A 12,481-nucleotide genomic window follows, 5' to 3' on the forward strand; every position below is an offset into this window, starting at 1 on the left:
GGGGTTTGGCACCTGACTGGGTACCTGCTTTGCGTGGGTAGCCGGAGAAGTCTCCGGGGTCCCCAGCGGCGAGCAATTAGGCATTATGGCCCAGAAGAAACCGGATTTCCCGGCTCCAGCGGGTGATGCGCCGCATGCCCTCCTCGTGGCACCAGCCGCTTGAGCAGCCTGAGCAGGTCATCGACATAGGTAAAGACCACGGGGATGACCAGGAGACTCAGAAAGGTGGAGGTGATGAGCCCGCCGATGACGGCGATGGCCATGGGGGCCCGGAAGCTGGGCTCGGCGCCCAGCCCCAGGGCCACCGGCAGCATGCCGGCGCCCATGGCTATCGTGGTCATGACGATGGGGCGGGCGCGTTTATGACAGGCATCCAAGATAGCCTGACGGCGCTCCATGCCGTGTTCCCGGCGGGCCACGATGGCATATTCCACCAACAGGATGGAATTCTTGGTCACGATGCCCATCAGCATGAGGACGCCAATGATGGAGGGCATGGAAAAGCTGTTGCCGGTCAGCAGCAGGGCCAGAAAGGCCCCGCCCAGGGACAGGGGTAGGGCGGCCAGGATGGAGAAGGGCTGCATGAAATCATGAAAGAGCAGGACCAGTACCGCATAGATGCAGAGGACGCCAATGAGCATGGCGGTGCCAAAGGAGGCAAATAGTTCGGCCATGCGCTGGGCATCCCCCTGCTCAACCCGGCTCACCGTGGGCGGCAGGTCCTGGAGCGCCGGCAGGGCATTAGCCTCCGCCAGCACGGCGCCGAGTTGGCGTCCCCCTAGTTCCACGTCGATGCTGACATTGCGCATCCGGTCCACCCGATCGATCTGGGCCGGGCCACTCCCCATGCTCAGGCTGGCGACGGCGGACAGCGGCACCGACCCCACCTTAGCGGGGACGCGCAGCTGGGCGATGGCGTCAAGATCGGTGCGCAGGGCCCGGTCGAGGCGCACCCGGATGGGGATCTGCCGCTGGGGCAGGTTGAGTTTGGGCAGGTTGACCTTGAAGTCGCCGGAGGTCGCCACCCGCACCGCCCCGGCCAGGGCGGATGTGGTCACGCCCAGGTCCGCGGCGCGGGCGAAGTCCGGCCGGATCTGGATCTCGGGTCGCTGGAGGCTGGCGCCAGAGGTGACATTGCCCACCCCCTGGAGGGTACGCAGGTCCCGCTCGACGGCCTTGGCGGCGGCGGCAAGGGCGATGGGGTCATCGCTGGCCAGCGATACCTGCACCTTCTCGCCGGATTGGGCCGCGCCCACGGCGACCCGCACGCCGGTCAGGGCCCTCAGGCGCTCCCGCAGTTCCCGTTCCACCTGGGCCTGAGTCCGGTTCCGGTCATGGCGATGGACCAGCCGGAGGGTCAGGGTCGCCAGGCGCACGTCCTTGGCCCCGCCCATCGCCATGGGACCCTGACCGGAGGTACTGCCAACAGCGGTGAAGATGCCCAGGATCTCCTCCATGGGCGCGATCAGGTCACGGGCCCGCTCCGCCGCCAACTGGGTGTCATCCAGGGAGCTGCCGGGAGGCAGTTCCAGCTTGATGCTGGTCAGGCCCCGGTCCGCGGCAGGGACGAAGCCCTTGGGCAGCAGGGGCAGCAGTTGCATGGAGCCGATAAAGAAGAGGATGGCGGCCATGGCCGTGGTCTTGCGGTGATCCAGGCACCAGCGGGCGGTGGCCAGATAGCCGGTCATGATGAGGCTGTCGTGGTTGCCCTCCGGGTGGGCCCTGAGAAAATAGGCGGCCATCATGGGGGTCAGGAGGCGTGCCACCATGAGCGAGGCGACCACCGACACCGCGGCCGTGATGCCGAACTGGACGAAGAATTTGCCCGGCACCCCGCCCATGAAGGCCGTCGGCAGGAAGACCGCCACCAGGGTCAGGGTCGTGGCGATAACCGCCAGCCCGATCTCGTCCGCCGCCTCCATGGCCGCCTGGAAGGGCGGCTTGCCCATGCGCAGGTGGCGCACGATGTTCTCGATCTCGACGATGGCGTCATCCACCAGGATGCCCACCACCAGGGCCAGGGCCAGCAGGGTCAGGATGTTGAGACTGAACCCGAGCCATAGCATGGCCGCGAAGGTAGGGATGATGGAAAGTGGCAGGGCCACGGCGGCGATCAGGGTCGCGCGCCAGTCCCGCAGGAACCAGAAGACCACCAGGATGGCGAGAAGCCCCCCCTCGTAGAGCAGCTCCATGGACCCCTGGTAATTATCCAGGACCGGATCCACGAGGTTGAAGGCCTCCTGGATGCGAACGTGGGGATGCAGAGTCTCCAGGCGCGCCACCGCCACCTGCACGGCCTGGGCGACCGCCACCTCGCTGGCCCCCCGGATACGGGTCACCTCGAAGGCCACCACGGGGGCCCCGTCCAGCAGGGCGCTGGAGCCGCGTTCCGCAAAGGAATCGCTCACGGTACCCAGGTCCCCCAGGCGCACCCGCCGCCCGTCCGCGAGGGGGATGATCAACTCCGCGATATCCCCCACCGTATCCACGGCGCCCAGACTGCGGACCGACTGGACGGCGCCACCAATATCCCCGCGGCCGCCAGAGGCATCCTGCTGGACCCGCTTCAACTGGGCGGAGATGGCCTCGGCGGTCACCCCCAGGGCCTGCATGCGGGCGCTGTCGAGATCAACATGGACCTCCCGGTCCACGCCGCCGACCCGCGCCACCTGGCCCACGCCCTTGACCGCCAGCAGGGCCTTGCCGACCTCATTGTCCACGAACCAGGACAGGGCCTGCTCGTCCATCCGCTCCGAGGCCACCGTGTAGGTCACGATGGGCGAACCGGAGGTGGTGACCTTGGAGACCACCGGGTCCGTCATGTCCTGGGGCAGGTCGGCGCGCACGCTGTCCACGGCGTTGCGCACCTCATTCAGGGCTACCTCGGTATTCTTCTCGATCTGGAACTCGACCCGGATGGTGGCGCTGCCATCGCTCAGGGTGGTACGGATGTGTTCGATCCCCCCCAGGGAGGCGATTTTGTCCTCGATCTTGCGGGCGACCTCGGTCTCCAACTGCGCCGGGTCCGCCCCTTCCAGGCTGGCGGTGACGGTAATGGTGGGCAGTTCCACGTCCGGGAAGTTCTGAATCCCGAGGGCGTGAAAGCTCATCATCCCGATGATGGTCAGGAAGCCAAACAGCAGGATGGCCGGGACCGGATGGCGGATGGACCAGGCGGAGACGTTCATCGACCGGCGCTCGCGGACGACTCCTTCTCCGGGGGACCCAGGGCGTCCAGGGTCGCGGGCAGGGCCTCGACCCGCACCCGATCACCGTCGTTGAGGAAGGCCCCACCCGCCGCCACGATCCGGGCTGTCGTATCCAGGCCGGACAGGATCTCGACCCGACCCTCGCCGCGCCGTCCGGTCTTGACCTTGCGCTGGGCAACCCGGTCCTCGGCCTGGATCTCGAACACAAAGCTGGAGCCATCGCGCAGAACCACCGCTGACTCGGGCAGGGTCAGGGCCTGGCTCGCCCCCACCCCGATCTGGCCCTGGGCGAACATACCGGGGCGCGCCGGACCGCCGATCGGGAGGTCCACATAAACCAGACCATAGCGGGTGATGGGGTCCAGGGTCGGGGATGGCATCCGCACCTGGCCGGTCACCGTCTCCCCACCCGGTAATCGGAGGTGGGCCTCCTGGCCAGGCTGGATTTGGGCGAGTTGCTCGGCGGTCACCTCCGCGCGCCACTCCACCCGCCCCTGACGCACCAGGCGGAACAACTCGGTGCCCACCTGGACCACGGTCCCCAGGGTGGCGCCCCGGCTGGAGATGACCCCATCGTCCACCGCCAGGACCTGCGTCTGCTGCAAACGGATCCGTTCCATTTCCCGGGCCGCCTCCGCCGCCGCCAGATTGGCCTTGGCGGCCTCCTCGGCGATCAGGTATTGGGTGATCTGCTGCTCGGACATGGCCCCCTTGTCCTTGACGTTGCGTGCCCGGTCGCCATTGGCCCGCGCCTCCGCCAGGGCGGCCCGGACCTGGGCTACCCGCGCCTCCTGCTGGTCCAGATCCGCCTTCACCGTATCCTGGTCCAGGACCGCCAGCACCTGGCCCAGATGAACCTTGTCCCCCACATCAACCGCCACCGCCATCACCCGCAGGCCACCGGTCCCGGCGGCGATGACGCCCTCCTGCCAGGCGAAGAGGCCGCCGCTCGCCGCGATCATCCGGGGCCAGTCCACCGTCTGGGGACTGACGAGATTCACGGCCAGGGCCGGATTAGGCGCGGACGTGGCCGCGGTCTTACCCACCTCCGGGTCGGCGCCGACCACTGGGAAGGCTGTCAGGGCGGCCACCAGGCCAGCCGCAACCAGGGTGATCGGCATCCAACCGGTCTTAGCTTTCATGCGGGTTCTCCCATGCTGGCCCGATTGGCGCGGGACCGAAACGACATCCCTGCGATGACAAGGCGATAATAATGCTGATGAGGCGGGAGACTTGATCCCGGAGATTCTGGGCTTAGGGATGCCCGCCCCGGGATGCCGGCCATGATCCAGCGGATCAAAAACCGCTCTTCAGACTGGCCTCGATGAAGGGATCGAGATTGCCGTCGAGTACCGCCTGGGTATTAGCGGTTTCCAGATTGGTGCGCAAGTCCTTGATCCGAGACTGGTCGAGGACATAGGAGCGGATCTGGCTGCCCCAGCCGATATCGGACTTGGTGTCCTCGACCGCCTGCTGCGTCTCGCGCCGCTTCTGCATCTCCAGTTCATAGAGCTTGGCCTTGAGCTGTTTCATGGCCTGATCCTTGTTCTTATGCTGGGAGCGGTCGTTCTGACACTGGGTGACCAGGCCCGTGGGCAGATGGGTCAGGCGCACGGCGGATTCGGTGCGGTTGACGTGCTGGCCACCGGCGCCGCTGGCGCGATAGACATCCACCCGCAGGTCCGCGGGATTGATGTCGATCTGCACCGTGTCGTCGATCTCCGGCGAGACGAAGACGGCGGCGAAGGAGGTATGGCGCCGATTGCCGGAGTCGAAGGGGGACTTGCGCACCAGGCGGTGGACGCCCGTCTCGGTGCGGAGCCAGCCAAAGGCGTAATCGCCCTCGAAGCGGATGGTGGCGGACTTGATACCGGCGACCTCGCCGGGCGAGACCTCCATCAGGTCCGTCTTGAAGCCGCGGCGCTCGCCCCAGCGCAGGTACATGCGCAAGAGCATCTCCGCCCAGTCCTGGGCCTCCGTGCCGCCGGAACCGGACTGGACGTCGAGGAAGGCATTGTTGGCGTCCATGGGCCCCGCGAACATGCGCCGGAACTCCAGATTCGCCACCTGGCGTTCGAAGTCCACCAGGTCGGCGGCCACCGAATCCACCGTCGCCTCGTCGCCCTCGTCCACCGCCATGGCCAGCAGGTCGGTGGCGTCGGCGAGGCCCGCCTCCATGCGGTCGATGGTCTCGACCACCAGTTCCAGCCCCGCCCGCTCCCGGCCCAGGGTCTGGGCCCGGTCCGGATCATTCCAGACCTTGGGATCCTCGAGTTCCAGCCGGACCTCGGTCAGGCGCTCCTGCTTGTTTTCATAGTCAAAGATACCCCCTAAGGGACGCTACGCGGCCCTTGAGGTCATTGATTGCGCCCACGATGGGATTGATGTCCTGCATGTCAGCCTCCAGGCCGGGAAAACCTGGCATTTTAGCCGATCCAGGACCCTCGGGCGGAAGATTCCTAAGATCTTACGAGGCCTGCTCCACCGCCAGGGCTTGCCGCGGGTGAGCGCTGCACCCGGAGATCTGGCGCTAGGGCTGCCGGCTTTCTTGCCCTCAAAGCGAGGTGTAATTGATACCGGCCCGGCTCGTATCGTCAACCATGGTATGCAGGTCGCGATGCTGGGTTTCCCTGCTGAGCAGAAGGGCTATGAAGGTCATGCCCGCGAGCATGACCAGATAGAGCCCGACGGCCCCGGCACCGTAGTCCCGGGCCAGCCAGGCGGCGACAAAGGGGGTCAGGGCGGCGCCTAGGATAGAGGAGAAATTGTAGGCAACCCCAGAACCGCTATAACGACGATTGGTCGGAAACAGTTCCGGCAGCAAGGCGGACATGGGACCGAAGGTCAGTCCCATCAGCGCCATGCCGATACTCAGAAATGTCAGCATGAGCCATTGATTGGCCTCCCCGCCCGTCCGCATAACCTCGGGGGCCAGGAACCAACCGAAGGAAAAACCGAAGAGGATGATTCCGGCCGTCACCACTAGCAGGAAGGCGCGGCGGCCAAAGCGATCGGCGAGGTGGCCCGAGAGGGGGATCATGGCCGCGAACCAGAGGACCGAAATGAGCTGCAGGATGAGGAAATCACGATAGCCAATGCCAAGAAATCCCAACCTGACGCTCCCAATGGCGTAGGACAGGATCCAGGTGGTCATCAGATAGAAGAGCCCATAGGTGGCGAGCATGATGAAGGTGCCGAGAATCAACTCCTTGTAATCATGACGAAAGAGCTTCACCAGGGGAAACTTAAGTTTCTCGCCACGCTCGACGGCGTGGGCAAAGACCGGCGTCTCCCGCAGCTTGAGCCGCACATAAAGCCCCACCAGTACCATAAGAATCGAGAGCAGGAAGGGGATGCGCCAGCCCCAGACCAGGAAGGGGTCGTCCAGGCTGGTCGCCTTGGAATCGTAGTTAAACCAAAAGGTCAGGAGCAGAAAGAAGCCATTGGCGAGGATGAAGCCAAAAGGGGCGCCGAGTTGGGGCCACATCGCCGCCTGGGCCCGCTTGCCCTTCTCCGCGGTTTCCGTAGCAAGGAGGGCCGCCCCGGACCATTCACCGCCCAGCCCCAAACCCTGACAGAAACGCAACAGGGCCAGCAAGGCCGGGGCGAACAGGCCGATCTGGTGATAGGTCGGCAGGAGGCCGATGGCAAAGGTCGCCAATCCCATGAGGAGCAGAGAGCCCAGCAAGGTCGCCTTGCGGCCAGCGCGATCGCCAAAATGACCGAAGAGGAGCGAGCCAATGGGGCGCGCCACAAAGGCCACGCCAAAGGTAGCCATGGAGGCCAGGAGCGCCGTGCTGCCGTCCCCCGCTGGAAAAAACAGCAGGGGAAACACCGATACCGCCGCCGTCGCGTAGATGTAAAAGTCGAAGAACTCGATAGTGGTGCCAACGGTGCTGGCAATGATGATGCGGTGGCGCGGCGTTTCAAATTCGTTGGTAGCCAAGTTCGTTCCCAATCAGAAGGAGGCATGGTGATGGCGGGTCGAGGCCAACGGTCATTCAATCCCCGGGGGTCCCGCCGGGGGACAGTCTAGGTCAAGCCGGGGATGAGGGCCACCCGTCGAGCATGGCGCTGGTGTCCCTCAAGTACGTGGCCATGATCGAAATTTCTGGTCAGTCACCCAGTGATAGTTTCCCGGCGTTGGGGGCTTCTGTTCCGGGAAATGGTTTTCATTTGGATGCTACGCAACGCCCAAAGCGCCACTGAATTCTTCCGTATTCCCAGCAATCTCGTGGCGGAACTGGGAACCCAGGTAGAAATCTGATACCACTTCCTCGGTAAGGCCACACTATTTGACGAGCGTCACCGGTATTTGGGTACCATGGATGACATCGGTGGCAACCGAGCCCATGAGAATGTGCTTGAGCCCGGTCCGGCCATGGGTGCCCATGACAATGAAGTCGCAGCCATGCTCCACGGCGTAGTGGGTGATGGCCTCGGCCACCTGGCCTTCACCGACCAATACCTCGTAACGATAGGGTATGCCGGCGGCGTCGAGCAGGGCACGGCAGGCCCGCAACTCCTCCTCCCCCTCGTGGCGCTGCATATCGGCGATCTCCTCGGCGGTGAGGAAACGGCGCACCTCCCAGGATTCGATGGGGGGGCGGACGTGGAGCAGATGGATCTCCGGGGGGGCCTCCGGGTGGATAAGCTTCAGAACATGCGCGACGGCTCGCGTCGAACTCTCCGATCCGTCAACGGGTAACAAGCATTTCATGGGTTCAACACTCCGACGCTACGCCCGAGGGGCTAGTGATTGCTGGGAGGAATTGGCAGGACCCGGCCGCCTGTCCAACCCGGCTACCTGCCTCGGCTGGCGTGGTGGCGACCTGCGGTTGCCACCCCAGGGTCAGCATCAAGGCCAGGAACCCGATGACATAGGCCAGGGCCACGTGCCAGCCGTGGGTTAGCCAGGCACCGACAGACTTGGCCTGGGGATAGAGATTGGAGAGCGCCACGCCAGCGGAGCTGCCAAACCAGATCATGGAACCGCCAAAGCCCACCGCGTAGGCCAGCATGCCCCAGTCAAAACCACCCTGCTTCAGCGCCAGGGCGGTCAGCGGAATATTGTCGAAAACCGCGGACACGAAGCCCAGGGACAGGGCCGAATACCAGGAGGCGGGTGGCAGGCGCTCCACGGGCATCATGGAGGCGCACATCACCAGGGACAACAGGAAGATACTGCCCTTGATAGCCTCCGGCAACAGGCTCCACGCCGGCCGGCGGATGCCCTGGGTGGCGAGAATGACAACCCACACCGCCACCCCGAGGAAGGGGAAGCGATCCGCCAGATCTTTGAAATGGAGATTGACCAGGACGTTGGCGGCAATGGCGATCACCAGGATCAGGGCAACGATCCCTACCCGTGCCCAATCCACATGGGTGCCTTCCGGTATTTCCCGTACCACCGGCTGATAGCGGTGCTGCTGGATGGCGGCGGGAATGCCAAAGACCACCAGGGCCACACCGGCCGCCACGTAGGCAGACAGGACATCCAGGGGGGAAATGCCGGAGATCCACATCATGGTCGTCGTCGTATCGCCCACCACGCTGCCCGAGCCGCCGGCGTTGGAGGCGGCGACGATAGCGGCCAGATAGCCGATATGAACCCGGTAGCGGAAGACCCCGGCGGCAATGGTGCCGCCGATGAGGGCGGCGGCAATGTTGTCCAGGAAACTCGACAGTACGAAAATCATGACCAGCAGCACAAAGCCGCCGAGCCAGCCCTCCGGCAGAAACCGTGGCAAGAGTTGGGGGATATGGCTATCTTCGAAATGGCGGGCTAGCAAGGCGAAGCCGAGCAAGAGCCCCAGCAGATTGGTGAGCAACACCCATTCGTGGCCCAGGTGGGTGACAAGCCCCCACCCCCGGCCCGGCCGCGAATCCCGTAAATATCAGCTTGAAGACGACAATGACTGCCAGCCCGCCCAGTGCCACCAGGAGGGTGTGGTTATGAAAAAGGGCGACGCCCAGCAGAGTCACCGCGAATAGGATGAATTCCACGGGGGTGCAGAATTGGATCAGGCTGGGCTGGTAGCCACCTTCGGTAGCGAACAGGAGACCGGGTAGGAGGAGCAGGGGCAGGGGGGCGAGCAACTGGATCCCGCGCGAGGTAAAGGGGCGGCGACCCGGGTTCCCGGAGTCAGGGTGGCTGGCCGATACAAGGCGGGTCATGGTAGGGGTCCTGGTAAGGAATATCACGGATAAGCTCGAAACGGTACAAGGGGCTTCAGCCATCCCGTGACCTCGACCCGCGTTTTGTAATGCCGAAAGGGTTGGCGTCAGATCTTATCCCCGTCGCCTGTCCTGGGTGCTTGATCCCGGCCGCCGTTGCGCTGCCGGCGAGGTTGTTGTCGCCAGGGCACTGTGCCGATAGGAATAGGCAAAGTAGATAAGGATGCCGATGGCCATCCAGATGCCAAACCGCAGCCAGGTCACCCAGGGCAAATTCGCCATGAGGAAGAAGCAGGAGGCGGCCCCTAACAAGGGGACCAGGGGTGAGAAGGGGGTGCGGAAGGGGCGGGGCAGATCCGGGTGCTTGTAACGGAGCACGATGACGCCGATGCAGACCAGAAAAAAGGCGGCCAGGGTGCCGATATTGACCAGTTCCGCTACGTCACCGATGGGGGTGAGCCCGGCGATGGCCGCCATCACCAGCCCCGCCACCAGGATGACCCGGATCGGGGTCTGGGTGCGACGGTTGACCCGGGCGAAGAGGGGCGGCAAGAGGCCATCCCGGGCCATGGCGAGAAAGACGCGGGTGAGCCCGTAGTACATGGCCAGCATGACCGTCGTCAGGCCGGCGATGGCCCCGGCCGCCACCAGACCGGCGCCCCAGGGATACCCTAGGCGCAGCACCACATCCGCCACCGGCGAGCCCACATTGAGGGTGGTGTAGGGGACCACTCCTGTCAGGAGCCCAGCGGTCAGGATATAGATGAGGGTGCAGAAGGCCAGGGAGGCCAGGATGCCGATGGGCAGATCGCGCTGCGGGTTACGGGCCTCCTCGGCGGCGGTGGATACCGCATCGAAGCCGAGGTAGGCAAAGATGACCAGGGCCGCCCCGCCGATCACCCCGCTCCAGCCGAAGGGCATGAAGGGGGTCCAGTTGGCCGGATCGACATGGGAAAAGGCAATGGTGATAAAGACGCCGATGGCCAGCAGCTTGATCAAGACCATGGTGGCATTGAAGCGTACGCTTTGGCGTACCCCCAGCATCAGCAGGAGGCCCAGGATCAGCACGATGGTCGCCGCCGGCAGGTTGATGAGCCCGCCTTCCAGGGGTCCCTTGAGCAAGGTCGGCGGCAGCGCCAGACCCGCCGCCTGGAGGGCATTGTTCGCATAGGCCGACCAGCCGATGGCAACCGCCGACACCGCGACCGCATACTCCAGGATCAGATCCCAGCCGATGATCCAGGCCACCAACTCCCCAAATCCCGCGTAACTGTAGCCGTAGGCGCTACCGCAACCGCCAATGGCCGCGGCCAGTTCCGCATAGGCGAGGCCGGCGAAGGCGCAGGCCAGGCCGGCGATCACGTAGGAGAGGATGATGGCCGGCCCGGCCTGGGTGGCGGCGGCCACCCCGGTCAGGACGAAGATACCCGCGCCGATGACCGCGCCGATGCCGAGCAGGGTCAGATCCAGGGGCCCCAGGATGCGCCGCAGACCCGTGTCGGTAAGGTGATGATCGGAATTGATCGCCTTGGTACGCAATAAGCCTTTCATGGCGGGGCCTAGGCGGACAGGGCCTGACGGGCGCGCCGTTGGGCCAGCAGGTACTCGACGACCATGGGCATCACCGAGACCAGGACGATGCCCACCACTACCAACTCGAAGTGCTGGTTGACCCAGGGCAGATTACCGAACCAGTAGCCGGAGAAGAGACAGACCCCCACCCAGGCGATGGCCCCCGTGATGTTGAAGAGGGCGAAGCGCGGGTAGCGCATCTGGCCAATACCGGCCACGAAGGGCGCGAAGGTCCGGACGATGGGGACGAAGCGGGCTAGGACGATGGTCTTGCCGCCATACTTCTCGTAGAAGTGCTGAGTGCGGACCAGATGGGCCTTATTCAGGAAGCGGGAGTCCTCGCGGTGAAAGACCCTCGGCCCAAAATGGCGCCCGATCGCGTAGTTGACGGCGTCGCCGAGGATCGCCGCCAGGGTCAGCAGGAGGAACAGCAGCCCGATATCCAGGGGTCCGGTCGCGGCCAGGGCCCCCAGGGCGAACAGCAGCGAATCACCCGGCAGAAAGGGTGTCACCACCAGCCCCGTCTCGGCAAAGATCACCAGGAAGAGGAGCAAATACAGCCAGGGGCCGAGCATGATGGTCCACTGATCCAGGTTTTCACGCAGATTGAAGAAGATATCCATGACGAACTCAAGCGCTTCCATACGGGTCTCCGGGGCGATGGGCGTAGGTTGGGCTATGGTCGGGAGCAGCCCCGGGCCTGTCAAGAAAATCAGGCGCGGAACGATGGAACGCTTGGCAATCCCGTTCGGCGCCGGCGGAGTGGGGCGGGTAGCGATGAAACCCCGCACTCCTTTCGGGTTGAAGCAGACCATTCAATGGTCTAATCTGGCTATCAAACAACGATAAGCCACGTCCACGCTAGGAAGCACCTATGCATATAGCCGTTACCGAAGCCAAGGCACGGTTGACTGATCTCGTGCGCCGCGCCGAGGCGGGAGACGAGGTGATTCTGACCCGCCACGGTCATGCCGCCGTGCGCCTGGTAGCCATCAAGGCCGTGCCAGACAGTCTGTCCCGGCGGGCACTGCTGGAGGCATTACGGGCTTCCGTGTCCCCCAAGACCGGGCCAAGCGCGTCACGCAGCCAGGATTTCCTCTACGATGACGACGGACTGCCAGGATGATCGCGGTCGATACGTCGGCCCTGATGGCAATCCTGCTGAACGAACCCGAAGCGGATGCCTGTATCACGGCGCTCGCCACGGAGGCAGACCTGCTCATTTCCGCCGGCACGGTGGCGGAGGCACTGATCGTGTCGGCACGCCGCGGCGTTGGTGAGGCGATGACCCGCCTGATCGACGAGTTGGGTTTCGAGGTGGTGCCGGTAACCGCGGCTTCGGCCCGGCGCATGGCACTGGCCTACGCTTTGTGGGGCAAGGGCATCAACCCTGCCGCCCTCAATTTTGGGGACTGCTTCGCCTATGCGTTAGCCAAGGAACAGGGGTGCCGCCTGCTCTATGTCGGCGGCGATTTCAGTCGGACCGATATCGACGGGGTGCCGTGAGGGAGACGGGCCGCCGA

The 12,481-nt window shown here is 64.7% G+C and carries 9 protein-coding genes and 1 pseudogene; 2 read left to right on the forward strand and 8 right to left on the reverse strand.

Annotated features, from left to right (window positions below; genetic code table 11):
- Window positions 1-83: 83 nt before the first annotated feature.
- The 8 genes and pseudogenes from IPN92_18325 to IPN92_18360 form a co-directional block, all read right to left on the reverse strand.
- Window positions 84-3,188 carry an efflux RND transporter permease subunit gene (locus IPN92_18325; GenBank protein MBK8640136.1) on the reverse strand — a complete coding sequence of 1,035 codons (3,105 nt, stop codon included), beginning with the start codon at window positions 3,186-3,188 and terminating at the stop codon, window positions 84-86.
- Entirely contained in the window at window positions 3,185-4,330 is a 1,146-nt protein-coding gene (locus IPN92_18330) for an efflux RND transporter periplasmic adaptor subunit (GenBank protein ID MBK8640137.1), read from the reverse strand. Before IPN92_18330 ends, IPN92_18325 begins: the two co-directional genes overlap by 4 nt.
- 175 nt (window positions 4,331-4,505) lie before the next feature.
- Window positions 4,506-5,604, reverse strand: a protein-coding gene (gene prfB, locus IPN92_18335; GenBank protein ID MBK8640138.1) for a peptide chain release factor 2 whose coding sequence is annotated in 2 segments (ribosomal slippage) — window positions 4,506-5,528 and window positions 5,530-5,604 — 1,098 coding nt in all. Because the reading frame shifts where the segments join, the coding sequence is not laid out codon by codon here.
- 159 nt (window positions 5,605-5,763) lie between these two features.
- Complete coding sequence (locus IPN92_18340; GenBank protein ID MBK8640139.1) at window positions 5,764-7,167, reverse strand: MHS family MFS transporter; 1,404 nt, start codon at window positions 7,165-7,167, stop codon at window positions 5,764-5,766.
- A 333-nt stretch (window positions 7,168-7,500) separates the two neighbouring features.
- Window positions 7,501-7,929, reverse strand: coding sequence for a universal stress protein (locus tag IPN92_18345; protein ID MBK8640140.1), 429 nt, complete (start codon window positions 7,927-7,929; stop codon window positions 7,501-7,503).
- A 4-nt stretch (window positions 7,930-7,933) separates the two neighbouring features.
- Window positions 7,934-9,314: pseudogene (locus tag IPN92_18350) on the reverse strand (citrate transporter).
- A 186-nt stretch (window positions 9,315-9,500) separates the two neighbouring features.
- Entirely contained in the window at window positions 9,501-10,937 is a 1,437-nt protein-coding gene (locus IPN92_18355) for an amino acid permease (GenBank protein MBK8640141.1), read from the reverse strand.
- Window positions 10,938-10,945: 8 nt separating this feature from the next.
- Window positions 10,946-11,602, reverse strand: coding sequence for a DedA family protein (locus IPN92_18360; GenBank protein ID MBK8640142.1), 657 nt, complete (start codon window positions 11,600-11,602; stop codon window positions 10,946-10,948).
- Between the two features lie 230 nt (window positions 11,603-11,832).
- Here IPN92_18360 and IPN92_18365 point away from each other — a divergent pair, with 230 nt between their 5' ends.
- Window positions 11,833-12,084 carry a type II toxin-antitoxin system prevent-host-death family antitoxin gene (locus tag IPN92_18365; GenBank protein ID MBK8640143.1) on the forward strand — a complete coding sequence of 84 codons (252 nt, stop codon included), beginning with the start codon at window positions 11,833-11,835 and terminating at the stop codon, window positions 12,082-12,084.
- Complete coding sequence (locus tag IPN92_18370; GenBank protein MBK8640144.1) at window positions 12,081-12,464, forward strand: type II toxin-antitoxin system VapC family toxin; 384 nt, start codon at window positions 12,081-12,083, stop codon at window positions 12,462-12,464. Before IPN92_18365 ends, IPN92_18370 begins: the two co-directional genes overlap by 4 nt.
- Window positions 12,465-12,481 lie beyond the last annotated feature (17 nt).

This window comes from Chromatiaceae bacterium, assembly GCA_016714645.1.
GTDB lineage: Bacteria > Pseudomonadota > Gammaproteobacteria > Chromatiales > Chromatiaceae > M0108.